Origin of the sequence: Quadrisphaera setariae (assembly GCF_008041935.1) — a bacterium.
Lineage (GTDB): Bacteria > Actinomycetota > Actinomycetes > Actinomycetales > Quadrisphaeraceae > Quadrisphaera > Quadrisphaera setariae.
Genome location: NZ_VKAC01000001.1, coordinates 116,039 through 138,221, shown reverse-complemented (window position 1 = coordinate 138,221; position 22,183 = coordinate 116,039). Strand labels below are relative to the sequence as shown.

Genomic DNA, 22,183 nt, shown 5'->3' with positions numbered 1-22,183 from the left:
TCAGGTGCCGGCCAGGCGCAGCCGGAGCACCAGGGCGTCGACGTCCTCCGGCTGGTAGTAGCGGCGCCGCACGCCGATCCGCTCGAAGCCGCGGGCGGCGTAGAGCGCCTGCGCCGGGGCGTTGTCGGCGCGCACCTCCAGCAGCACCGCGCTGGCGCCCCCGTCGCGCGCCGCGCGGACCAGCGCGTCGAGCAGCAGGCCGCCCACGCCGCGGCGCTGCGCGTGCGGCGCCACGGCGAGCGTCTGGACGTCAGCGTCGGGCCCGGCGAGCGCCAGGCCGGCGTAGCCGAGCAGCGCCCGGTCGCGCACGCCGTCGTCGTCGTCCTCGACGGCGACGAGGTAGGTGCGCCCCGGGGCGGCCAGCTCGGACCAGAAGGTCTCCGCGCTCCAGGCGCTGGCGCCGAAGAGCTCCGCCTCGACGGGCAGCAGCGGCTCGACGTCCCACCAGCGCATCGGCCGCAGGACCGGCGCGCTCACCGCCTCACCGGCCGGCGAGCGAGGCCGGCACCTGGGCGTCGGGGCGGCGCAGGTACAGCGGCTGGGGGGGCAGCAGCTCACCGCCGGTGGCCAGCCGCCTCGCCACGAGCGCGCCGAGCACGCCCGGGTCGGGGTCCAGGGGCAGGGCCACGGCGTCCTGCGCGTCGCCCGAGGCGCCCGCGATCACGTCGGGCCCGGGCAGGGCGTCGCGGTAGAGGGTGGCGCCGCGCCCGACGGCGGGCAGTCCCTGGGCGGGGACGTCGGCGGCGGCGGAGACGTCCGGGCCCGCGGTGCGGCGCCAGCCCGAGAGCGCGTCGGAGGGGTCGTCGACGGCCACGCGCGCCCAGTGCACCTCGCGGCGGCGGGCGTCCGCGGCCACCACGAAGCCGCCGGCGAGCGGTCCGCGGGCGCTGGCCGGCGCGGCGGCCAGGGCGCTGGCGGCCAGGGCGTCGAGACTGCCCACGCCGTGCACGGGGACGCCGAGCGCCTCCCCGAGCGCGAGCGCGGTGACCACGCCGACGCGCAGGCCGGTGAAGGGCGCCGGGCCGACCCCGACCGCCACGGCGCCGAGGTCGCGGCGGTCGACGCCAGCGGCGGCGAGCACGGAGCGGACGGCGGGCGCCAGCAGCTCGCCGTGGCGGCGGGCGTCGAGGTGCTGCTCCTGGGCGAGCACGCGCTCGGAGTCCAGGAGGGCGACGCCGACGGCGGAGGAGGTGTCGAGGGCGAGCAGCAGCACGGCCAGCAGCGTAGGCCGCCCGGGTGGCGCGACCGCCCGCCACCCGACACGCCGAGGAAAGTTGCTTGCACGCTGCACACAACAGTCGTAGGATCATTGCTTGTGACATCCATCGACACGTCGAGTGCGCCGGCCCGCACGCCGGCCGCCGAGGAGCTGGTGGAGGAGTTCGGCTCGCTGATGCGCGTCGTCCACCTCTACAAGGCCCAGTCGGCGACGCGCTCGGCGCACTCCCTGCTCTTCCCGGTGGCCCACCACGGGCCGCTGCGCACCACCGCCCTGGCCGAGATCGTCCACGCCGACCCCTCCACCACCAGCCGGCAGGTCGCCGAGCTCGTGGCCGAGGGCCTGGTCGAGCGCCAGGACGACCCGGGCGACCGCCGCGCCTGCCTCATCGCCACCACGCCCGCCGGCCGCGCGGCCGTCTCGGCCCTGCGCGCCCAGCGCGCTCGCCTCTTCGCCGACGCCCTCTCCGACTGGGCCCCCGAGGAGATCTCCACCTTCACGACCGACCTGCGCCGCTTCCGCGAGGCGCTCGCCGCCGCCGCACTCGGCCCCCAGACCTCCCCGACCGGCCCCCTCCCCACGCAGGAGCCCTGATGTCCTCCACCGCAGCCGCCCCGCCGGCGGCCAGCGCCCCCACGGGGGCGTTCACCCACCGCCAGATCATGACCATCCTGTCCGGCCTGCTGCTCGGCATGTTCCTCGCCGCGCTCGACCAGACGGTGGTCTCCACCGCCATCCGCACCATCGCGGACGACCTGCAGGGCTACTCCCTGCAGGCGTGGGCCACCACGGCGTTCCTCATCACGTCGACGATCTCGACGCCGCTGTACGGCAAGCTCTCCGACATCTACGGCCGCAAGCCGTTCTACCTGTTCGCGATCGCGGTGTTCGTCCTCGGGTCGGTGCTGTGCGCCTTCGCGTGGTCGATGTACTCCCTGGCCGCGTTCCGCGCGGTGCAGGGCATCGGCGCCGGCGGCCTGATGAGCCTGGCGTTCGCGATCCTCGGCGACATCGTGCCGCCGCGGGAGCGCTCCCGGTACCAGGCGTTCTTCATGGCCGTGTTCGGCTCCTCCAGCGTGCTGGGCCCGGTCATCGGCGGCGTCCTCGCCGGCCAGAGCTCGCTGCTCGGCCTCACCGGCTGGCGCTGGATCTTCTTCGTCAACGTGCCGCTCGGCGTCGTCGCCCTGTTCGTGGTGGCCCGCGTGCTGCACATCCCCCACGTCCGCCGCGACCACCGCATCGACTGGTGGGGCGCCGCCGCGCTCGTCCTCGCCCTGGTGCCGATGCTCATCGTCGCCGAGCAGGGCCGCGAGTGGGGCTGGGGCTCCACCAGCTCGGTCGTCTGCTACGCCCTGGCCGCGGTGGGCATCGCCGCGTTCGTCGTCGCCGAGCGGGTCATGGGCGACGAGGCGCTGCTGCCGCCGCGCATGTTCGGCGAGCGCACCTTCAGCATCGGCATCGTCAGCAGCTTCATCGTGGGCATGGGCATGTTCGGCGGGATGCTGCTGCTCCCGCAGTACCTGCAGGTGGTCAAGGGCTCCTCGCCCACCGTGGCCGGCCTGCAGACCCTGCCGCTGATGCTCGGCATCATGAGCGCGGCAGCCGTCTCCGGCCGCATCACCAGCACGACCGGGCGCTACAAGATCTTCCCCGTCATCGGCACGGCCGTGCTGGCCGTGGCCCTGGTGCTGTTCTCCTTCGTGGGCGCCGACACGCCGCTGGTCTCCACCATGGCGATCATGCTGCTGTTCGGCATGGGCCTGGGCCTCAACATGCAGTCGGTGATCCTCGCCGTCCAGAACGCCGTGAACCCCCGCGACATGGGCGTGGCCACCTCCTCGGTGACCTTCTTCCGCCAGATGGGCGGCACGCTGGGCGCCGCCGTGTTCCTGTCGCTGCTGTTCAGCCTCATGCTCGGCCGCATCGCCACCGCGTTCACCGAGGCGAGCAGCACCGCCGCCTTCAAGGAGGCGCTGGCCGCGAACCCCGACCAGGCGAGGACGCTGCAGAGCGTCACCTCCGGCGGCGGCTCGCTGAACGACACCTCGTTCCTGAACACCCTCGACGACGTCCTGGCCCACCCGTTCCGGGTCGGCTTCTCCTCCGCGATGGACACGATCTTCCTCATCGCGGCGGGCATCATGGTGGTCGGCTTCCTGGTGACGCTGTTCCTGCCGGAGAAGCCGCTGCGCGCCACGGCCGGCGTCCAGGCCCAGGCCGAGGACGCGGCCCAGCAGGCGGCTGACGGAGCCGCGGCCGCGGTCGCCGCCTCGGCGCCGACCTCCACCACCCCCGTGGTGGAGGAGGACGACGACGACCGCAGGGTCGGCGCCTCCCGCTGACGCCGCGACCACCGGCCCGCCCCGGTGGTCGTGCAGGAGACCCGCACCTCGAGGCTCGAGGTGCGGGTCTTCTGCACGACCAGCGGCTGGCGCGCCCCGGTGCTCAGGGAGCGGGCAGCTCCACGCCCTCCCAGCGGGCGCCGACGCCTCGGAGGACCACCCGTCGCCCCTCGCCGTCGGCCTCGGTGGACGGGCGCTCGAGCTGCACCTCCAGGCGGTCGGCCGCCAGCTGCTCCACGAGCCCCGCGCCCCACTCGACCACGGTGACCGCCTCCTCCAGGGAGGTGTCGAGGTCCAGGTCGTCGACCTCGCCGGCCGAGCCGAGGCGGTAGGCGTCGACGTGCACCAGCGCCGGTCCCCCGACGAGCGAGGGGTGCACGCGCGAGATGACGAAGGTCGGCGAGGTCACCGGTCCGCGCACGCCCAGGCCGTCCCCGACGCCCTGCGTGAGCGTCGTCTTGCCGGCACCGAGGTCACCGGTGAGGACGACGAGGTCTCCGGGGCGCAGGAGCCGCGCGAGCGCGCGTCCCAGCTCGTGCATGTCCTCGGCGGTCGGCACCGCCAGCACCTGCTCCTGCGTCGAGCGCGCGGTCACAGCCCTGGTCCTCCCTGCTCGCTGGTCTCGTGGCCGGTGTGCTGGCCGTCGTCGGTCGCCGGGTCGCTCCGCGGCACCCCGGCGGTCCCGGTGTACCGGCGCGGGAGCCGCGCGGAGACGCGGGCCACCACCTCGTACCCGATGGTGCCGGACGCCCGGGCCCAGTCCTCCGCGGTGGGCCCGCCGAGCGCGCCGCTGCCGAAGAGCTCCACGACGTCGCCCGCGGCCGCGCGCGCGGCGCCGGGGAGTCCCCCCAGGTCCACCACGAACTGGTCCATGCACACCCGGCCGGCCACCGCGGTCATCCCGCCGGCCACGGCCACCGGTCCGGTGCCGCTGGCGGCGCGGGGCACGCCGTCGGCGTACCCCAGCGGCACCAGGCCCAGCCGGGTGGGGCGCTCGGTGGTGTAGGTGTGCCCGTAGGAGACGCCCTGGCCGGCGTCGACGTCCTTCACGAGCGCCAGCCGGGTCCGCAGCGCCATCGCGGGGCGCAGGCCCAGCTGCTCGGAGCTGCCGACGCCCTCGCCCGGGGAGAGGCCGTAGACGGCGATGCCGGGCCGCACGAGGTCGTACCGGGTGCCGGGGTCGGTGAGGAGCGCGGCCGAGTTGGCGAGGTGGCGCAGCGCGAACGCCGCGCCCAGCTCCGCGGCGACCGCCAGCGCCTGCTCGAACGCCTCGCGCTGGAGCAGGAGGCTCGGGTGCCCGGGCTCGTCGGCGCGCGCGAGGTGCGACCACGTGCCGACCAGCTCCGCCAGCCCCTGCTCCCGGGCCGCCAGGGCGGCGCGCACCGCCTCGGGCCAGTCCTGCGGCGCCGCGCCCCCGCGGCCCATCCCGGTCTCCGCCTCCAGGTGCAGCCGCACCGGCCGGCCCGCCGCGCGGGCGGCGTCGGCGAGGACCTCCACGGCCTGCGCCGAGGAGGCCGACAGGTCCACCCCCGCCGCCACGGCGGCCGCCACGTCCTCGCCGGGCACCCACAGCCAGCACAGCACCCGCGCGTCGACACCAGCGGCGCGCAGTGCCAGGGCCTCCCCCAGCTGCGCGACGCCCAGCCAGGTGGCGCCCCCCGCCAGGGCGGCGCGGGCAGCGGGCACCAGGCCGTGGCCGTAGGCGTCGGCCTTCACCACGGCCATGACGGCGGCGGGCGCGGCGCGCTCCACGAGCAGGGCCGTGTTGGCGGCGATGGCGTCGAGGTCCACCACCACCTGCCCGGTCCAGTGCTCGTGCCACCCGTCAGCCGGCTGGTCGGTCGGCTGGTCGGTCGGCTGAGCGCTCACGCGGGCCACTCCCGTCGGGTCAGCAGGTGCGCGACCACGCCCGGCACGGCCAGCGCCACCGCCTCGGCGTGCAGCGGTCCACCGGCGCTCGCCACGGCCGCGGCGCGGCCGTGGACGGCGGTGGCCAGCGCCCCGGCGTCGAAGGGCGCCAGGCCGGCCGCGAGCAGCACGCCGGCGATGCCGGCGAGGACGTCCCCGGCGCCCGCCGTGCCCAGCCAGCCCGGCCCGTCGGTCTGCGCGCGGACCCTGCCGTCGGGCGTCGCCAGCAGGGTCGTGGAGCCCTTGAGCAGGACGACGGCGCCGGTGGCGCGCGCGGCGCGCAGGGCGTGCTCGAGGGGTCGCTCCTCCACGGCCGAGCGCTCCACGCGCTCGCCGTCCTCACGACCGAGCTCGGCCAGCAGGCGGGCGAGCTCTCCCGCGTGCGGCGTCAGGAGCACCGCCGTGCCCTCCGGGTCGAGCGGGCCGCCCGCTCGCACCCGCGCCGCGAGCGCGGGCAGCGCACCGGCGTCCAGCAGGCACGGCACGCCGTCGTCGACGGCAGCGGCGAGCGCCTGCGCCAGCGGTCCGGCCTGGGCGTCGTCGTCGGGGTCGACTCCGGAGCCGACGGCCCACGCCTGCACGCGGCCGGCGCCGGGGACCACCTCCGGCAGCCGCTGCCGGACCAGCTCGGTGGGCCTCGGCGGGCCGACGTAGCGGACCATCCCGGCACCCGCGCGCACGGCGGCGGTGGTGCACAGCAGCGCCGCCCCGGTGTACGTGTCGCCTCCGGCCACCACCCCCAGCACGCCGCGGGAGTACTTGTCGTCCTGCGGCCCCGGCACCGGCCACAGCAGGGCGGCCTGCTCGGGGTCGAGCTCCTCCACCGCCGCCGGTCCCAGCGCGGCGGGGTCGAGCCCGATGTCGACGACGACGACGCGTCCGACCACGCGCGCCGCCGGCGGCAGCAGCAGCGCCGGCTTGGCGGTGCCGAAGGTCACGGTGAGGTCGGCGTGGACGCACGAGGGGCGCCCGGCCGCGTCGCGCGGGAGCTCACCGCTGTCGGCGTCCACCCCGCTGGGCACGTCGACAGCCACCACGAGCGCAGCGGGCGGGACGGCGGCGACCAGCCCGGCGGCCGCGGCGTCCAGGCCGGGCCTGCCTCCGGTGCCCAGCAGCCCGTCGAGCACGACGTCGGCACCGGACAGCGCGACCTCGGCAGCGGAGGAGGCGCCGGCGGCGCGGCCGCGGTCGTCGTCCTGGTGGCCCGGCCGGTCCGGCCCGCCCGACGAGGCGGCACCGGGCAGCACGCGTCCGCCCGCGGCGCGCAGGGAGGCGAGCCCCCCGGCGTGGGCGCGGGGACCGGCCAGCAGCGCGGTCACCTGCGCTCCTCCGGCGGCCAGGCGTGCGCCGGCGTGCAGGGCGTCGCCGCCGTTGCTGCCCGTTCCCACCAGCAGCACCACCCGCGCGCCGTAGAGGCGTCCGCGGCGGCGGCGCACCTCACCGGCCACCACCGCGGCCAGCCCGGCGGCGGCCCGCAGCATGAGCGGACCGTCCTGACCGGCGGGGCGGGAGGCCAGGTGGGGGTCGGCCGCGGCCTCGGCGCGCCGGACGGCGTCGACGGCGTGCGCAGTGGTCACGGGGTCGCAGCCTGCCCCAGCGCCTCCGCGACGACCACCGCGGAGGCCACGCCGGCGTCGTGGGTGAGGGAGACGTGCCAGGAGGTGACGCCGAGCGCGGCGGCGGCTGCTGCGACGGTGCCGCTCACGCGCAGCACCGGTCGGCCGGAGGCGGAGCGCTCCACCTCGGCGTCGTGCCACCCCAGCCCGGCCGGTGCCCCGAGGGCCTTGGCCACGGCCTCCTTGGCGGCGAAGCGCGCCGCCAGGGACTCCAGCGGCAGGTCGCGCTCGGCGGGGGTGAAGAGCCTGTCGCGCAGCGCGGGGGTGCGGTCCAGGGTGCGCCCGAACCTCTCCACGCCCACGACGTCGATGCCGACGCCGACGATCATCGGCTCACTCGACGGTGACGGACTTGGCGAGGTTGCGGGGCTGGTCGACGTCCAGGCCCTTGGCGCTGGCCACCTCCATCGCGAACACCTGCAGGGGCACCACGGTCACCAGGGGCGCCATGAGCGTGGGCACGCGCGGCACCCGCACCACGAGGTCGGCCGAGCCGAGCACCGCGTCGTCGCCGTCCTCGGCGATGACGATGGTCCGGGCTCCGCGGGCGCGCACCTCCTGCGCGTTGGAGACCACCTTGGCGTGCAGGGAGTCGCGGCTGTCGGGCGAGGGCACGATGACGAACACGGGCTGACCCTCCTCCACCAGCGCGATCGGGCCGTGCTTGAGCTCACCGGCGGCGAACCCCTCGGCGTGCAGGTAGGCGAGCTCCTTGAGCTTGAGCGCGCCCTCCAGTGCCACCGGGAAGCCGACGTGGCGCCCCAGGAAGAGCACGGACTTCGAGTCCGCCAGCTCGCGGGCCAGCTCGCGCACCCCCTCGGTGCGGTCGAGCACCGTCTGCACGGCGTCGGGCATCTGGTGCAGCTGGCGCAGGACGGCGCGGACCTCGTCGGCGAACATGTTGCCGCGCAGCTGCGCGAGGAACAGGCCCAGCAGGTAGCAGGCCGTGATCTGCGCGAGGAACGCCTTGGTCGAGGCGACGGCCACCTCGGGCCCGGCGTGCGTGTACAGCGCGGCGTCGGCCTCGCGCGGGATGGTCGAGCCCTGCGTGTTGCAGATGGCGAGGACCTTGGCGCCCTGCTCGCGGGCGTGGCGCACGGCCATGACGACGTCCATCGACTCCCCCGACTGGGAGATGGCCACCACGAGCGTCCGCTCGGTGAGGACCGGGTCGCGGTAGCGGAACTCGCTGGCGAGCTCGACCTCCACCGGGATCCGGCACCAGTGCTCGACGGCGTACTTGGCCACGTGGCCCGCGTACGCCGAGGTGCCGCACGCGATGACGATGATCTTGTCGGTGCGGCGCAGGACGGCGGTGTCCATGCGCAGCTCGTCCAGCACCAGCGCGCCGCTGGCGTCGGTGCGGCCCAGCAGCGTGTCGGCCACGGCCTTCGGCTGCTCGTGGATCTCCTTGTCCATGTACCACTGGTAGCCGCCCTTCTCGGCGGCGGCGGCGTCCCAGTCGACCGTGAAGGCGCGCGGCACCACGGGCGTCCCGTCGAAGCCGGTGACGTCCACCGACGTGGCGGTGATGGTCACCACCTGGTCCTGCCCGAGCTCGAGGGCCGAGCGGGTGCGGCCGATGAACGCGGCGACGTCGGAGCCGAGGTAGTTGGCGCCCTCCCCCAGCCCCACCACGAGGGGGGAGTTGCGGCGCGCCCCCACGACGACACCGGGGGCGTCGGCGTGCACGGCCAGCAGCGTGAAGGCGCCCTCCAGGCCGGCGCACACCTCGCGCATGGCGTCCGCGAGCGCGGTGGCCGGGTCCGCAGGGCCGTCGGGCTGGCCGACGCGCCCCAGGTGGCTCGCGGCGGCGCGGCCCAGCAGGTGGGCGGTGACCTCGGTGTCGGTCTGGGAGGTGAAGACGACGCCCTGCTCGAGCAGCTCGGCCTTGAGCGCCGCGTAGTTCTCGATGATCCCGTTGTGGATGACGGCCAGGCGGCCGTCGGCGCTGGTGTGCGGGTGGGCGTTGGCGTCGGTGGGCCCGCCGTGCGTCGCCCACCGGGTGTGCCCGATGGCCGCGGCGGCGTCCGGCACGGGGTCGGCCTCGAGGGCCTCCACGAGGCGCGCCAGGCGACCGGCGCGCTTGCTCACGCGCAGCTCGTGCGCCCCGAGCGGGACGCCGTCAGCGCTGCCGGAGGGCACCTCCCGCTCCACGACCAGGGCCACGCCCGCGCTGTCGTACCCCCGGTACTCCAGCCGCCGCAGCCCCTCCAGGACCACCGCCAGGGCCTCACCGCCGGCGGGGTCGCTGGGCCGGACGGTGGGACGGGGACCTGCGTAGCCCACGATGCCGCACATGGCGGGAAGGCTACGGGGCGCGCGGAGGGCATGATGGCGCCCCGTGGAACCCGTCCTGCCAGCCACCGGCCCGTCGACGGGCGCGCGGCCGGCCAGGACGACGGGCACGACGACGACGGGCCCCCTCTCCGCGGCCCCGGCGACGGGACGACCGGGCTCCTCCCCCTTCGTGGACCTCGACAGGGCCGCGTGGATCCGGCTGCGCGCCTCCACCCCCATGAACCTCACCGCGGCCGACCTCGAGCGCGTACGGGGCCTGGGCGAGCGGATCGACCTGCGGGAGGTCGAGGAGGTCTACCTGCCGCTGTCACGGCTGCTGAACCTCTACGCCGCCGGTGCCGCCCGGATGCACGCCGTGACCTCGACGTTCCTGGGCGACGGCTCCGGGGTGGCGCCCGGGCCCCGCACCCCCTTCGTCATCGGGGTGGCGGGGTCGGTGGCCGTCGGCAAGTCGACGGTGGCGCGCCTGCTGCGCGAGCTGCTGTCGCACTGGGCGGACACCCCGCGGGTGGAGCTGGTGACCACCGACGGCTTCCTGCTGCCCAACGCCGAGCTGGAGCGCCGCGGGCTGCTCGGGCGCAAGGGCTTCCCGGAGTCCTACGACCGGCGTGCGCTGCTCCGCTTCGTCACCGCCGTGAAGTCCGGGGCCCCCGAGGTGCGGGCCCCCCTGTACTCCCACCTCGTCTACGACATCGTCCCCGGCGCCGAGGTGGTCGTGCGCTCCCCCGACGTCCTCATCGTGGAGGGCCTCAACGTGCTGCAGCCCGCCCGCCCGCGCAGCGACGGGCGCACCGGGCTGGCGGTGAGCGACTTCTTCGACGTCTCGCTGTACGTCGACGCGCGCACCGAGGACGTGGCCAGCTGGTACGAGGAGCGCTTCCTGCGGCTGCGGCAGACCGCGTTCTCCCGGCCGGAGTCGTACTTCCGCCGGTACGCGGACCTGTCCGACGCCCAGGCCCGCGCCCGCGCGCGGGAGATCTGGTCCAGCATCAACGAGCCCAACCTCGTGGAGAACGTCCTGCCGACCCGCGGCCGGGCCACCATCGTGCTGCGCAAGGCCGCAGACCACTCGGTGACGCGCGTGCGCCTGCGCAAGCTGTGAGCCCGTCGTGAGCGGGACGACGGCGCCGCCCGAGGACCGGGAGGGTCGCGAGGGCGGACGGTGGGGCAGCCCCCCACCGTGGCACCTGCTGGGTCTGGTGGCGCTGGGAGGCGCCGTCGGGGCGCCGCTGCGCTGGGCCCTGGCGCTGTGGCTGCCCGGACCGTCGTCCGGGTGGCCGACGGCCACCTTCACCACCAACCTCGTGGGCGCCTTCGCCCTCGGCCTCGTCCTCGAGGCGCTCGCGCGCCGCGGGCCCGACGCGGGCAGGCGGCGCGCCGTCAGGCTCGCCGTCGGCACCGGGGTGCTGGGGGCGTTCACCACCTACAGCTCGTTCGCCCTCGAGGTCGACCAGTACCTGCGCTCGGGCCGGGTGGCGCTCGGAACCGGCTACGCGCTGGCCACCGTGGCGGGAGGGCTGGCGTGCGCGGCGGTGGGCGTCCTCGTGGGCTCCGCCACAGCCCCCGGACGGACGCGCGACGGCTCACCGGCAGGACCGGACCCTCGCAGGGGCGCGCGGTGACCGGTCCGGTGGGTGGGGCGGACCTGCTGCTCGTCGTGCTCGGCGGGGTGGTCGGCGCCCCGGCGCGCTTCGCGCTCGACCAGGCCGTGGCGGCCCGCTGGGCCCGCCGCCGGGCCGGACGGATCGTCCGGAGCGCTGGGGCGGCTCCTCCCGCCGTGCCGCCGGGCACGCTGGCGGTGAACCTCCTGGGCGCCCTCGTCCTGGGCGTCCTCGTGGGTCTCGCCCCCGACGGCGCGTCCACGTCGCGCGGTCCGCTGTGGCTGGTGGCCGGGGCGACCGGCTTCTGCGGGTCCTTCACCACCTTCAGCAGCGCCGTGGTGGAGGTGGTCCGCCTGCTCCAGGCCCGCCGGTGGGTCGCCGCCGCGACCACCGCGGCGGTGCACCTGCTCGGGAGCCTCGCCGCACTCGGCGCGGGGCTCGCAGCTGGTCTGGCGCTGCGCTGAGCCGCACCCGAGGGGTCGTCGTGGCGCGGCGCTGCCCTCAGAGGGCCAGGCGCTCGCCCACGACGGCCGCGAGGCGGTCGGCGACGGAACGCGCCTGACCCTGGTCGCCGGCCTCGACCATCACGCGGACCAGCGGCTCGGTGCCGGAGGGCCGCAGCAGGACGCGCCCGGTGGTACCGAGCTCGGCGGAGGCCTCGGCGACGGCCGCGGCGACGTGCTCGTCGCTGCTGGCCCGGGACTTGTCGACGCCGGGCACGTTGACCAGCACCTGGGGCAGCCGCCGGACCACGGAGGCGACCTCCGCCAGCGGTCGGCCGAGCTCGGCGACCCGCGCGAGCAGGTGCAGCGCCGTGAGGACGCCGTCGCCGGTGGTCTGGTGCTCGAGCATGACGACGTGCCCGGACTGCTCACCGCCGAGGGAGTAACCGCCGTCGCGCATGGCCTCGAGCACGTACCGGTCGCCCACGGCGGTCTGCAGCACCTCGACGCCGGCGGCGCGCATCGCCAGCAGGAGACCGAGGTTGCTCATCACCGTGGCCACCAGCACCGACCCGGGCAGCTGACCTCGGTCGGCGAGGGCCAGCGCCAGCACGCCCATGATCTGGTCGCCGTCGATGGTGGCGCCGGTGGCGTCCACGGCCAGGCAGCGGTCCGCGTCGCCGTCGAAGGCGATGCCGGCGTCAGCGCCGTGCTCGACGACCGCGCGCTGCAGGGGACCCAGGTGCGTCGACCCGACACCGTCGTTGGTGTTGAGACCGTCCGGGGCGGCGCCGATGACGACGACGTCAGCACCCGCGCGGCGCAGGGCCTCCGGCCCGACGCTCCAGGCCGCGCCGTGGGCGCAGTCGACCACGACGCGGAGGCCGTCCAGCCGGTGCGGCAGCGTGGTGAGGAGGTGGTCCACGTACCTCGCCCCGGCACCGGCGTCGGCGGTGACCCGCCCGACGCCGGCGCCCGTGGGGCGCGCCCACGGCTCGCGCAGGCGCCCCTCGATGGCGTCCTCCACCTCGTCCGGCAGCTTGTGGCCGCCACGGGCGAAGAACTTGATGCCGTTGTCCGGCACCGGGTTGTGAGAGGCCGACAGCACCACGCCGAGGTCCGCACCGGTGGCGGCGACGACGTGGGCGATGCCCGGGGTCGGCAGCACCCCGACGTCGGAGACGTCGACCCCGGCGCTCGCCAGGCCCGCGACCACCGCGGCCGAGAGGAACTCTCCCGACGCACGGGGGTCGCGCCCGACCACGGCCCGCGGGCGGTGCCCGGAGAACGCTCCTGCGTCTCCGAGCACGTGCGCCGCGGCCACCGACAGGTCGAGGGCGAGCTCCGCGGTGACGTCGACGTTCGCGAGACCGCGCACGCCGTCGGTGCCGAAATAGCGACCCATGTCAGCCTCTGGTCCTGCTCGTGCTGCGGGGAAGCTGCAGCCGGACGAGCCGGGTCAGCGCTTGCTGTACTGGGGAGCCTTGCGGGCCTTCTTGAGGCCGGCCTTCTTGCGCTCCTTGATCCGCGCGTCGCGGCTCAGGAAACCGGCCTTCTTGAGCGAAGGACGGTTGGCCTCGACGTCGATCCCGTTGAGGGAGCGCGCGATGCCCAGGCGGAGCGCACCGGCCTGGCCGGAGACGCCGCCGCCGTCGATGCGGGCGATGACGTCGAAGCGGCCCTCGACCTCGGTGACGCGGAAGGGCTCGTTCACCATCTGCTGGTGGACCTTGTTCGGGAAGTACGACTCGAGGTCGCGCCCGTTGATGGACCACTGGCCGGTGCCGGGGACGATGCGCACCCGCGCCACGGCCTCCTTGCGACGGCCGGTGGCCGCACCCGGGGCGGTGATGCTCGAGCCGCCACCGGCGATGCCGGGGCTGGTGGTCGAGTAGCTGCTCAGCTCGTCCTCGTCGTAGGCGCCGTCCTCGAGGGGGGCGTCGACGGGAGCGGTGTCGGTGCTCAACGGAGGTCCTCCTGCGCGCTCACTGCGCGACCTGGGTCAGGGTGTACGGCGTGGGCTGCTGGGCGGCGTGGGGGTGCTCGGGGCCCGCGTAGACCTTGAGCTTGCCGAGGACCTCACGGCCCAGGGAGTTCTTGGGGATCATGCCGCGCACAGCGCGCTCGATGGCGCGCTCGGGGTCGCGGGCCAGGAGGTCGGTGTAGCGCTCCGACTTCAGACCACCCGGGTAGCCCGAGTGGCGGTAGACCCGCTTCTGCTCCGACTTGCTGCCCGTGAGGACGACCTTGTCGGCGTTGATGATGATGACGTAGTCACCGGTGTCGACGTGCGGCGCGAACACGGGCTTGTGCTTCCCGCGCAGCAGACGCGCGGTCTGGCTGGCCAGACGGCCCAGGACGACGTCCGAGGCGTCGATGACGTGCCAGGCGCGGTCGACCTCGCCGGGCTTGGGGGTGTACGTGCGCACGCTCGGACCTTCGCTCTGTGGACAGTGGTTCGTGAGGGGTGGTGCTGGTACTGCTGGGAGTGCGGTTCGACGGGGTGCGCCGGAGGTGGATCCACCATTCACGGCGACGTCGAACGCACGACGGCCAGCAGACTACTCGGCGCCGGTGCGCCGGGTCAAAACGCGGCCCCGGTCCGGACGCGCCGTGACCGGGGCCCTCCGCGCGGCCGGAGACCGCGGGCACGTGAGAGCGGCGGGCTCAGGCCTCCTCGGGGTCCGGGACGACGTGCACAGCGGCCTCCTCCGCCGAGGCGGCTCCGCCGTCGATCCCCGCGTCGAGGGCCACGGCGCTCTTCTCGCGGTCCTCGCCCGCCCCCTGGTCGGGCTCCACGAGCCGACCCGCCCGGGCGTCGCCGACCTCGTCGTCGAGGAGCTCGCCGTCCAGGCCGCCGGACGCCGGCTGGTCGGCCGGCAGGTCACCGTCGTCCGCGAGACCCGCGGACGCGTCGGCGTCCCCGCGGCCGCGGGGCTGTCCCTCCTCGTCGGAGCCGTCCAGCACGAGGGAGGCGGACGGGTCCGGCTCCTCCTCGGCGAGCCGCTCGTCCAGACCCTCGCCGGCCAGCTCCTCGTCGGCGGTCATGCCGAAGCGGCCGACGCGGGCCTCCCTCTCGCGCGGGGAGTAGCCCTCGTCGAGGAGCTCACTGGTGTAGGCGTCGTCCTCGGTGTCGGCCATCGCGGTGATCGGGTCCTGGTCGGGCTGGGCCCCGGGAGTGCTCATGCTCCCGAGGCTGCCACGGGGCGCGTCACACGTCCTGCCGAGCGCCGCCGGTGGTGCGCGCGGCAGCGGACCCGCCGTCTCGGCGGGCGCGGGCCTGGCTCACACGGGCGGCGAGCAGGTGCTCCTCGGGGTAGTCCACCCGTTCGAGGACCAGCCCGTGCGCGGGCGCCACCGTGACGCCCGGGTCGCGCCGCGCCGCGGCGAGCACCTGCGCCGGCCAGTCGACGGGCCTGCGGCCGGCGCCCACGGCCAGGGCCGCCCCCACCAGGGCCCTGACCATGGAGTGGCAGAAGGCGTCGGCGACCACCTCCGCCACCACGAGGTCCGCCTCCCCCGCGGGCAGCTGCGGGTCCTGCCGCCGCCAGCGGTAGCGCAGCAGGGTCCGCGTCGTGGTCGCACCCTCGCGAGGGCGGCAGAACGCGGCGAAGTCGTGGAGGCCCTCCAGCGCTGCGGACGCCGCGTCCATCGCCGCCACGTCGAGGCGCCCTCGGGGGCTCCCACCGGCCCGTCGCGCGTCGACGACGTCGCGACGGCGCAGCGGGTCGGGGCCGCCCGGGCGGTCGGACAGGCGGTAGGCGTAGTGGCGTCTCAGCGCCGCGAAGCGGGCGTCGAAGCCGTCGGGTGCCACCGCGGCCGCGACCGCCACCGCATCGGGCGGCAGGACGCCCGCCAGGCGCGTCACGAGCGCCTCGGCCGGCGGCCGGACGGACCGTCCTGGCAGCTGCTCCCAGGCGGCGGCGGGGACGTCCACATGGACCACCTGACCGCGGGCGTGCACCCCGGCGTCGGTGCGGCCGGCCACGACGGTCGTCGGGGGCCCTGGGAGGCGCAGGACGCGTCCCAGAGCGGCCTCCAGCTCCCCCTGCACGGTCCGCAGCCCCGGCTGGCGCGCCCACCCGGCGAAGTCCGTGCCGTCGTAGGAGAGGTCGACCCTCACCCGCACCGACGGCGGTGCTCCTCCGGCCGAGCCCCCCGACGGTCCCAGCGGACCGCCCGGGGCCCCGTGGGGCGGCTGGACCTCGGTGTCGGACACCCGGAGACCCTGCCACGGGTCCTCGCCACCGCCTCGCCTGACCCGGCCGGCTCGCACGGGGCCGCACCGGCCCCGGCCCCGTGGACGCACGAGGACCCCCGCACCTCGCGGTGCGGGGGTCCTCGTGGACGCGGAGGTCGTCAGGCCTTGGGCGCCTCGGCCGAACCGGCGGCGTCGTCGACCTGCGACTCGGCCGGGGTCACAGCGGTGGTCTCGCCGGCCTCGGCGGCGGGGGCCGCCTCGGTGGTGGGCTCGGCCTGCTCCTCGGCCGGCGCGGCGGCGGGCTGGTTGCCGCGCGCGGAGCGCGCCGTGGCGGCCTCGGCCTCCCGCACCGTGGCGGCACGGGCGGTCAGGGGCTCCAGGACCAGCTCGATCACGGCCATGGGGGCCTTGTCTCCCTTGCGGGGACCGATCCTCGTGATGCGGGTGTAGCCGCCCGGGCGCTCGGCCATGGCCGGCCCGATCTCGGTGAAGAGCGCGTGCACGACGCCCTTGTCCTTCACCGTCGACAGGACGCGGCGGCGGGCGGCGAGGTCGCCGCGCTTCGCGAACGTCACCAGGCGCTCGGCCAGGGGGCGCAGGCGCTTGGCCTTGGCCTCCGTGGTCGTGATGCTGCGGTGCTCGAACAGCTGGGTGGCCAGGCCGGCGAGCAGCAGGCGCTCGTGCGCCGGGCCGCTGCCGAGCCGCGGACCCTTGGTGGGGGTGGGCATCTCGTCTCCAGTGATCGTCAGTCGTGCGTCGGTGCTGCTGAGCGACCCGGACGCCGGGCCGTGGGGCCCGGCGCCCCTGGGGCGCTCGGTGCTGGCCGGTGGCGGCCAGCAGCGGGTCAGTACTGCTCGGTCTCGGCGAACGCGGAGTCGTCGTCCGCGCCGTAGCTGTCGACCGCCAGGCCGGGGTCGAACCCGGGCGGGCTGTCCTTGAGCTGCAGGCCCATGCCCTGCAGCTTCACCTTGACCTCGTCGATGGACTTCGCACCGAAGTTGCGGATGTCCATGAGGTCCGCCTCGCTGCGCGCGGTGAGCTCACCCACGGTGTGGATGCCCTCGCGCTTGAGGCAGTTGTAGGAGCGGACCGTGAGCTCCAGCTCCTCGATCGGCAGCGCCAGGTCAGCGGCCAGCGCCGCGTCGGACGGCGAGGGGCCGATGTCGATGCCCTCGGCCTCGACGTTGAGCTCGCGCGCCAGGCCGAACAGCTCCATGAGCGTCTTGCCCGCGCTCGCCATCGCGTCACGGGGACGCGTGGACGGCTTGGTCTCCACGTCGACGACGAGGCGGTCGAAGTCGGTGCGCTGCTCGACGCGGGTCGCCTCGACCTTGTACGTCACCTTGAGGACCGGCGAGTAGATCGAGTCGACCGGGATGCGGCCGATCTCGGCGTCGGCGTCCTTGTTCTGGGCGGCCGAGACGTAGCCGCGGCCGCGCTCGACGGTCAGCTCCACCTCGAGGCGAGCGGTCTCGTCGAGGGTGGCGAGCTCCAGCTCGGGGTTGTGGACCTCGACACCGGCCGGGGGCGCGATGTCGGCGGCGGTCACGACGCCGGGGCCCTGCTTGCGCAGGTACATCACCACGGGCTCGTCGTGCTCGCTGGAGACGACCAGGCCCTTGATGCCCAGGATGAGCTCGGTGACGTCCTCCTTGACGCCCGGCACGGTGCTGAACTCGTGGAGCACGCCGTCGATGCGGATGCTCGTCACGGCCGCGCCCGGGATGGACGAGAGCAGCGTGCGGCGCAGGGAGTTGCCGAGGGTGTAGCCGAAGCCGGGCTCGAGCGGCTCGATGACGAACCGCGAGCGGTGCTCGGCGATCGGCTCCTCGAGGAGCGTGGGGCGCTGTGCGATGAGCACTGTCGGTGCCTTCCTGTCGCGGGTCCGCCATATGACCCAGCGGCGTACGAGCACCCCGGGCGGCGTCGGTCTGCCGCCCGGGGGGTGGGGCTGGTGGAGCTCGTCGTGGCGCGGGCCTCAGGGCCCGCGCCACGGCAGAGGGGTCAGACGCGGCGGCGCTTCGGGGGGCGCGTGCCGTTGTGCGGGACGGGCGTGACGTCGGAGATCTGCCCGACCTCGAGGCCGGTGGCCTGCAGGGAGCGGATGGCGGTCTCGCGGCCGGAGCCGGGGCCCTTGACGAAGACGTCGACCTTGCGCATGCCGTGCTCCTGCGCACGACGGGCAGCGGCCTCGGCGGCCATCTGCGCGGCGAACGGGGTGGACTTGCGCGAGCCCTTGAACCCGACCTGGCCGGCCGAGGCCCAGGAGATCACGGCGCCCGAGGGGTCGGTGATCGACACGATCGTGTTGTTGAAGGTGCTCTTGATGTGCGCCTGGCCGACGGCGACGTTCTTCCGCTCCTTGCGGCGCGGACGGCGAGCGGCGCCAGCTGCGGCGCGACGGGTGGTGGGGGGCATGGCTCTTCTCCTGGGTCTGGGGTCTCGTGAGCGGCGGGCCCGAGCGGGCCGGTGGGGCGGCTGGCGTGCGCTGCGCGGGTCCGGAGGTCCGGGCGCTGGCGCCGCTCAGCCGCGCGTCACTTGCGCCCGGCCTTCTTCTTGCCGGCGACCGTGCGCTTCGGGCCCTTGCGGGTGCGCGCGTTGGTCTTGGTGCGCTGGCCGCGCACGGGCAGGCCGCGACGGTGCCGCAGACCCTCGTAGGTGCCGATCTCGACCTTGCGGCGGATGTCGGCGGACACCTCGCGGCGCAGGTCGCCCTCGACCCGGAAGTTCGCCTCGATGTACTCGCGCAGCGCGACCTGCTCGGGCTCCCCGAGGTCGCGGACGCGGACGTCACCGCTGATGCCGGTCGCTGCGAGCACCTCGTGCGCGCGGGTCCGGCCGATGCCGAAGATGTAGGTGAGCGCCACCTCGAGCCGCTTCTCGCGGGGGAGGTCGACGCCGACGATGCGTGCCACTGCTGTCCTGTCCGTCATCCGGAGGTCTGCGGCAGCCCCTCCCCGCCGGGCGGCGGGTCCTCGGCCTCCGGGCCGGGGGTGTCGGCCCTGGGGGCCGTGGGCTGCTCTTCGAGCTGGGTGGTGCGGGTGGAGCTGGTGCTGCGTCGTGCGGTGGGGCTCTGCTCAGCCCTGGCGCTGCTTGTGGCGCAGGTTCTCGCAGATGACCATCACGCGACCGTGCCGGCGGATCACCTTGCACTTGTCGCAGATCTGCTTGACGCTCGGCTTGACCTTCATGATCGTCCTGTCGTGCGGGAGTGGCTGCGGGTGGGGAGCTGCGAACCGTGGTGTGAGCGGCTCACTTGTAGCGGTAGACGATGCGACCGCGGGAGAGGTCGTAGGGGCTGAGCTCCACGACCACCCGGTCCTCGGGGAGGATCCGGATGTAGTGCTGCCGCATCTTCCCCGAGATGTGTGCGAGCACCTTGTGGCCGTTCGAGAGCTCCACGCGGAACATGGCGTTCGGCAGGGCCTCGACCACCGCGCCCTCGATCTCGATGACGCCGTCCTTCTTGGGCATGTCCTCCGCTCACCGACCGGCGGCGCGCTCGCGCCTCCGGCCCTTGCAACTGGTCGTCGACCGGTCGTTGGGGACCGGTCGGGCTCCGCAGGTGACCGACCACGAGAGGGCGGACGCACGGGAGCGACCCTCCATGCTAAGCCACAGCACCCGGCTCGGTGAAATCGCTCCCCTTCCGGCTGCTCGCCTCAGGCCAGGGGAGCCACCTGGACGCCTCGGGCGGCTAGCTCGGCCGCGCCGCCGTCCTCTGCGGTGAGCACCCAGGCGCCGCGCTCCCCCAGGGCGACGGTGTGCTCCCAGTGCGCGGCCCGAGCGCCGTCCGAGGTCACCACGGTCCAGCCGTCGTCGAGGACGTCGGTGTCGGCGGTCCCGCGGCTGAGCATCGGCTCCACGGCGACGCACAGGCCCGGGCGCAGCTTCGGGCCGCGGGAGCGGCTCCGGTGGTTGAGCACCTCGGGGGCCTGGTGCATGGCGGTGCCGATGCCGTGGCCCACGTACCCGTCGACGACGGCCAGCGGAGCGCCGCCGCCCGCTGCGGCGTCCTCCACGGAGCCTTCGACCGCGTCACCCACCACACCGAGCCGCTGGCCCTGCGCCAGCCCCCGGGCGAGGGCCGCGATGCCCTCCCACATCGATCGGCGGGTGGTCTCGACCAGCGCGACGTCGGCGGGGTCGTGGTGCTCGACGTCCCCGACGACCACCGAGAACGCGGCGTCGCCGTGCCAGCCGTCCACCACGGCGCCGCAGTCGACGCTGAGGACGTCACCAGCCACCAGCACCCGGTCACCGGGGATCCCGTGCACCACCTCCGCCCCCACCGAGGTGCAGAGCGTCCTGGGGTACCCGTGGTACCCCAGGAACGACGGCGTCGCGCCAGCGCTGCGGATGACCTCGGCGGCCACGGCGTCGAGGTCACCCGTCGTCACGCCGGGGCGGGCCGCCGCCCGCACCGCGGCGAGGGCCTGCGCCACCACGAGCCCCGCCCGGCGCATGAGGAGCACCTGGTCAGGCTTCTTGTACTCGATCCGCTCGCGCCCCAGCACCGCCGCAGACCCGGCTCTCAGGCGCCGGCGGCGGCGGCGCTGCCCGCGTCGCCACCCGCGGCCCGCAGCGCCGCCACCACGCGCTGCGCGACCTCGTCCACGGCACCCACGCCGTCGACCGTCACGAGCAGGCCGCGCGTCGCGTACGCGGCGGCCAGGGGGGCGGTCTGCTCCGCGTAGACCTCGAGCCGGCGGCGCACGACCTCCTCGGTGTCGTCGCTGCGGCCCTGCTCGCTGGCGCGCTTGAGGAGGCGCTCGACGACGACGTCGACGTCCGCGGTGATCTCGAGGACCGCGTCCAGGCTCGTCGCGTGCGCGGCGAGGACCTCGTCCAGGGTGCGCACCTGCGCGGTGGTGCGGGGGTACCCGTCCAGCAGGAAGCCGGCGGACGCGTCGGGCTGGGCCAGGCGGTCGGCCACCATGCGGTTGGTCACCTCGTCCGGCACGTACTCGCCGGCGTCCATGTACTTCTGCGCCTCGCGCCCCAGGTCGGTGCCCGCCGCCGTGTTGGCCCGGAAGATGTCACCGGTCGAGATGGCAGGCACGCCGAGGCGCTGGGCCAGGAGCGCCGCCTGGGTGCCCTTGCCGGCTCCCGGGGGCCCCAGGAGCACCACGCGCGAGGGCGTGGCGGCGGGGCCGGCGTCGACGGCGGTGGCGCGGGTGTCAGAGCTGTTGGTCAACGGAGGAACCCCTCGTAGTGGCGCTGCTGGAGCTGGGACTCGATCTGCTTCACCGTCTCCAGGCCGACGCCGACGACGATGAGGATGGACGTACCACCGAAGGGGAAGTTCTGGTTGGCCCCCACCGCCACGAGGGCGACCAGGGGCACCAGCGCCACGAGCCCCAGGTACAGGGCCCCCGGCAGGGTGATGCGCGTCAGGACGTGGTCGAGGTACTCGGCCGTGGGACGGCCCGCGCGGACGCCGGGGATGAAGCCGCCGACCCGCTTGATGTTGTCAGCCACCTCGTCCGGGTTGAACGTGATGGCGACGTAGAAGTACGTGAAGAAGACGATGAGCAGGACGTACGCGATGATGTACGCCGGGTGGTCGCCCCGCGTGAAGGTGTTGCGGATGAACGTCACCCAGCTGGACGTCGGATCGCCGAACTGCGCGGCGAGACCCGGCAGGTACAGCAGCGACGAGGCGAAGATGACCGGGATGACGCCGGCCATGTTGACCTTCATCGGGATGTACGTGCTCGTGCCGCCGTACATGCGGCGCCCGACCATCCGCTTGGCGTACTGGACCGGGATGCGGCGCTGGGACTGCTCGACGAAGACCACAGCCGCGACGATGAGCAGGCCGAGGCCGATCACCAGGGCCATGGTCCCCCAGCCCCGCTCGCGCCCGATGGCGGCGATGGAGGTGGGGAACTGGGCGGCGACGGAGGTGAAGATGAGCAGCGACATGCCGTTGCCGACACCGCGCTCGGTCACCATCTCGCCCATCCACATGACCAGTCCGGTGCCGGCGGTCATGGTGAGGACCATGAGGAGCAGGACGGGCACCGAGTCGTTCGGGATCACGTCGGCGCAGGCGCCGGAGCTCGAGCCGAAGAGGTTGCCCGAGCGGGCCACGGCCACGTAGGTCGTGGACTGCAGCACGGCCAGGGCGATCGTCAGGTACCGCGTGTACTGCGTGAGCTTCGCGGTGCCGGACTGCCCCTCCTTGTGCAGCTCCTCGAAGCGGGGGATGACCACGCGCAGCAGCTGGATGATGATGCTCGCGGTGATGTACGGCATGATCCCGAGCGCGAAGACGCTCAGCTGCAGCAGCGCTCCGCCGCTGAAGAGGTTGACCAGTCCGAGCAGGTCGCTCTGGGTGTCGAGCCCGGCGAGGCACTGCTGCACGTTCTGGTAGCTGACGCCGGGCGCCGGCACGAAGGACCCGAGGCGGAACACCGCCATGATCGCCAACGTGAAGACGATCTTGCGTCGCAGGTCGGGCGTCTTGAACGCCCGCACGAACGCACCTAGCACGTGTCCTCCTGGTCAGTCTGCGCCGGCACCTCGTCCGAGGCTCGGCTGCGAGCG

The 22,183-nt window shown here is 75.0% G+C and carries 26 protein-coding genes; 5 read left to right on the top strand and 21 right to left on the bottom strand.

The window, feature by feature from the left end; translation table 11 throughout:
• Positions 1-453, bottom strand: coding sequence for a ribosomal protein S18-alanine N-acetyltransferase (gene rimI, locus FMM08_RS00770; RefSeq protein ID WP_147924821.1), 453 nt, complete (start codon positions 451-453; stop codon positions 1-3).
• Between the two features lie 28 nt (positions 454-481).
• The gene (tsaB, locus tag FMM08_RS00765; protein WP_147924437.1) at positions 482-1,213 is read right to left on the bottom strand and encodes a tRNA (adenosine(37)-N6)-threonylcarbamoyltransferase complex dimerization subunit type 1 TsaB; all 732 of its coding nucleotides are present in this window, start codon (positions 1,211-1,213) and stop codon (positions 482-484) included.
• A gap of 102 nt (positions 1,214-1,315) precedes the next feature.
• On the opposite strand from tsaB, the gene FMM08_RS00760 reads away from it, so the two are divergent.
• Both FMM08_RS00760 and FMM08_RS00755 read left to right on the top strand, forming a co-directional pair.
• Complete coding sequence (locus FMM08_RS00760) at positions 1,316-1,813, top strand: MarR family winged helix-turn-helix transcriptional regulator (RefSeq protein ID WP_222710253.1); 498 nt, start codon at positions 1,316-1,318, stop codon at positions 1,811-1,813.
• Positions 1,813-3,561 carry an MDR family MFS transporter gene (locus tag FMM08_RS00755; protein ID WP_147924436.1) on the top strand — a complete coding sequence of 583 codons (1,749 nt, stop codon included), beginning with the start codon at positions 1,813-1,815 and terminating at the stop codon, positions 3,559-3,561. The genes FMM08_RS00760 and FMM08_RS00755 overlap by 1 nt, the downstream gene beginning before the upstream one ends.
• Positions 3,562-3,664: 103 nt before the next feature.
• On the opposite strand, the gene tsaE is transcribed toward FMM08_RS00755, so the two are convergent.
• From tsaE to glmS, 5 genes are all read right to left on the bottom strand, one after another.
• Positions 3,665-4,102 carry a tRNA (adenosine(37)-N6)-threonylcarbamoyltransferase complex ATPase subunit type 1 TsaE gene (tsaE, locus tag FMM08_RS00750; protein ID WP_147924819.1) on the bottom strand — a complete coding sequence of 146 codons (438 nt, stop codon included), beginning with the start codon at positions 4,100-4,102 and terminating at the stop codon, positions 3,665-3,667.
• 50 nt (positions 4,103-4,152) lie between these two features.
• Positions 4,153-5,358 carry an alanine racemase gene (gene alr / locus FMM08_RS00745; protein WP_147924818.1) on the bottom strand — a complete coding sequence of 402 codons (1,206 nt, stop codon included), beginning with the start codon at positions 5,356-5,358 and terminating at the stop codon, positions 4,153-4,155.
• 68 nt (positions 5,359-5,426) lie between these two features.
• On the bottom strand, positions 5,427-7,046 hold the full coding sequence (locus tag FMM08_RS00740; protein ID WP_147924435.1) for a bifunctional ADP-dependent NAD(P)H-hydrate dehydratase/NAD(P)H-hydrate epimerase: 1,620 nt from the start codon (positions 7,044-7,046) through the stop codon (positions 5,427-5,429).
• Positions 7,043-7,414, bottom strand: a complete 372-nt coding sequence (locus FMM08_RS00735; protein WP_147924434.1) for a holo-ACP synthase — start codon at positions 7,412-7,414, stop codon at positions 7,043-7,045. Before FMM08_RS00735 ends, FMM08_RS00740 begins: the two co-directional genes overlap by 4 nt.
• A gap of 4 nt (positions 7,415-7,418) precedes the next feature.
• On the bottom strand, positions 7,419-9,386 hold the full coding sequence (gene glmS / locus FMM08_RS00730; RefSeq protein WP_147924433.1) for a glutamine--fructose-6-phosphate transaminase (isomerizing): 1,968 nt from the start codon (positions 9,384-9,386) through the stop codon (positions 7,419-7,421).
• A gap of 43 nt (positions 9,387-9,429) precedes the next feature.
• Here glmS and coaA point away from each other — a divergent pair, with 43 nt between their 5' ends.
• From coaA to FMM08_RS00715, 3 genes are read left to right on the top strand one after another with little or no spacing between them, the layout of a single operon-like run.
• Positions 9,430-10,488: a type I pantothenate kinase gene (gene coaA / locus FMM08_RS00725; RefSeq protein ID WP_255471909.1), complete on the top strand. Its 1,059-nt coding sequence runs from the start codon at positions 9,430-9,432 to the stop codon at positions 10,486-10,488.
• A 7-nt stretch (positions 10,489-10,495) separates the two neighbouring features.
• The gene (locus FMM08_RS00720; RefSeq protein ID WP_147924432.1) at positions 10,496-11,008 is read left to right on the top strand and encodes a fluoride efflux transporter FluC; all 513 of its coding nucleotides are present in this window, start codon (positions 10,496-10,498) and stop codon (positions 11,006-11,008) included.
• Complete coding sequence (locus FMM08_RS00715; RefSeq protein WP_255471908.1) at positions 11,005-11,451, top strand: CrcB family protein; 447 nt, start codon at positions 11,005-11,007, stop codon at positions 11,449-11,451. Before FMM08_RS00720 ends, FMM08_RS00715 begins: the two co-directional genes overlap by 4 nt.
• A 37-nt stretch (positions 11,452-11,488) precedes the next feature.
• Here FMM08_RS00715 and glmM read toward each other — a convergent pair whose 3' ends face one another.
• The 14 genes from glmM to secY form a co-directional block, all read right to left on the bottom strand.
• Positions 11,489-12,835 carry a phosphoglucosamine mutase gene (gene glmM / locus FMM08_RS00710; protein WP_147924431.1) on the bottom strand — a complete coding sequence of 449 codons (1,347 nt, stop codon included), beginning with the start codon at positions 12,833-12,835 and terminating at the stop codon, positions 11,489-11,491.
• A gap of 54 nt (positions 12,836-12,889) precedes the next feature.
• On the bottom strand, positions 12,890-13,396 hold the full coding sequence (rpsI, locus tag FMM08_RS00705) for a 30S ribosomal protein S9 (protein ID WP_147924430.1): 507 nt from the start codon (positions 13,394-13,396) through the stop codon (positions 12,890-12,892).
• Between the two features lie 19 nt (positions 13,397-13,415).
• Complete coding sequence (gene rplM, locus FMM08_RS00700; RefSeq protein ID WP_147924429.1) at positions 13,416-13,859, bottom strand: 50S ribosomal protein L13; 444 nt, start codon at positions 13,857-13,859, stop codon at positions 13,416-13,418.
• 238 nt (positions 13,860-14,097) lie between these two features.
• Complete coding sequence (locus FMM08_RS00695; RefSeq protein ID WP_147924428.1) at positions 14,098-14,616, bottom strand: DUF5709 domain-containing protein; 519 nt, start codon at positions 14,614-14,616, stop codon at positions 14,098-14,100.
• A gap of 25 nt (positions 14,617-14,641) precedes the next feature.
• Complete coding sequence (gene truA / locus FMM08_RS00690) at positions 14,642-15,559, bottom strand: tRNA pseudouridine(38-40) synthase TruA (RefSeq protein ID WP_147924815.1); 918 nt, start codon at positions 15,557-15,559, stop codon at positions 14,642-14,644.
• A 230-nt stretch (positions 15,560-15,789) separates the two neighbouring features.
• A complete protein-coding gene (gene rplQ, locus FMM08_RS00685) occupies positions 15,790-16,359 on the bottom strand; it encodes a 50S ribosomal protein L17 (protein WP_147924427.1) in 570 nt (189 codons plus the stop codon).
• Between the two features lie 116 nt (positions 16,360-16,475).
• Positions 16,476-17,492, bottom strand: a complete 1,017-nt coding sequence (locus tag FMM08_RS00680; protein ID WP_147924426.1) for a DNA-directed RNA polymerase subunit alpha — start codon at positions 17,490-17,492, stop codon at positions 16,476-16,478.
• Positions 17,493-17,635: 143 nt separating this feature from the next.
• Positions 17,636-18,049: a 30S ribosomal protein S11 gene (gene rpsK / locus FMM08_RS00675; RefSeq protein ID WP_139710024.1), complete on the bottom strand. Its 414-nt coding sequence runs from the start codon at positions 18,047-18,049 to the stop codon at positions 17,636-17,638.
• A gap of 116 nt (positions 18,050-18,165) precedes the next feature.
• Entirely contained in the window at positions 18,166-18,546 is a 381-nt protein-coding gene (gene rpsM / locus FMM08_RS00670) for a 30S ribosomal protein S13 (protein WP_147924425.1), read from the bottom strand.
• Between the two features lie 162 nt (positions 18,547-18,708).
• The gene (rpmJ, locus tag FMM08_RS00665; protein WP_109773067.1) at positions 18,709-18,822 is read right to left on the bottom strand and encodes a 50S ribosomal protein L36; all 114 of its coding nucleotides are present in this window, start codon (positions 18,820-18,822) and stop codon (positions 18,709-18,711) included.
• A gap of 61 nt (positions 18,823-18,883) precedes the next feature.
• Complete coding sequence (infA, locus tag FMM08_RS00660) at positions 18,884-19,105, bottom strand: translation initiation factor IF-1 (protein WP_109773068.1); 222 nt, start codon at positions 19,103-19,105, stop codon at positions 18,884-18,886.
• Positions 19,106-19,293: 188 nt separating this feature from the next.
• A complete protein-coding gene (map, locus tag FMM08_RS00655) occupies positions 19,294-20,148 on the bottom strand; it encodes a type I methionyl aminopeptidase (RefSeq protein WP_147924424.1) in 855 nt (284 codons plus the stop codon).
• Positions 20,149-20,165: 17 nt separating this feature from the next.
• Positions 20,166-20,762, bottom strand: coding sequence for an adenylate kinase (locus tag FMM08_RS00650; RefSeq protein ID WP_147924814.1), 597 nt, complete (start codon positions 20,760-20,762; stop codon positions 20,166-20,168).
• A 62-nt stretch (positions 20,763-20,824) separates the two neighbouring features.
• Entirely contained in the window at positions 20,825-22,129 is a 1,305-nt protein-coding gene (secY, locus tag FMM08_RS00645; protein WP_147924423.1) for a preprotein translocase subunit SecY, read from the bottom strand.
• Between the last annotated feature and the right edge of the window lie 54 nt (positions 22,130-22,183).

Coding starts and splice junctions, on each gene's coding strand:
- rimI (WP_147924821.1), bottom strand. CDS start 453: ATGCGCTGGTGGGACGTCGAGCCGCTGCTGCCCGTCGAGGCGGAGCTC.
- FMM08_RS00755 (WP_147924436.1), top strand. CDS start 1,813: ATGTCCTCCACCGCAGCCGCCCCGCCGGCGGCCAGCGCCCCCACGGGG.
- tsaE (WP_147924819.1), bottom strand. CDS start 4,102: ATGCACGAGCTGGGACGCGCGCTCGCGCGGCTCCTGCGCCCCGGAGAC.
- FMM08_RS00735 (WP_147924434.1), bottom strand. CDS start 7,414: ATGATCGTCGGCGTCGGCATCGACGTCGTGGGCGTGGAGAGGTTCGGG.
- glmS (WP_147924433.1), bottom strand. CDS start 9,386: ATGTGCGGCATCGTGGGCTACGCAGGTCCCCGTCCCACCGTCCGGCCC.
- glmM (WP_147924431.1), bottom strand. CDS start 12,835: ATGGGTCGCTATTTCGGCACCGACGGCGTGCGCGGTCTCGCGAACGTC.
- FMM08_RS00695 (WP_147924428.1), bottom strand. CDS start 14,616: ATGAGCACTCCCGGGGCCCAGCCCGACCAGGACCCGATCACCGCGATG.
- rplQ (WP_147924427.1), bottom strand. CDS start 16,359: ATGCCCACCCCCACCAAGGGTCCGCGGCTCGGCAGCGGCCCGGCGCAC.
- rpsK (WP_139710024.1), bottom strand. CDS start 18,049: ATGCCCCCCACCACCCGTCGCGCCGCAGCTGGCGCCGCTCGCCGTCCG.
- rpmJ (WP_109773067.1), bottom strand. CDS start 18,822: ATGAAGGTCAAGCCGAGCGTCAAGCAGATCTGCGACAAGTGCAAGGTG.
- infA (WP_109773068.1), bottom strand. CDS start 19,105: ATGCCCAAGAAGGACGGCGTCATCGAGATCGAGGGCGCGGTGGTCGAG.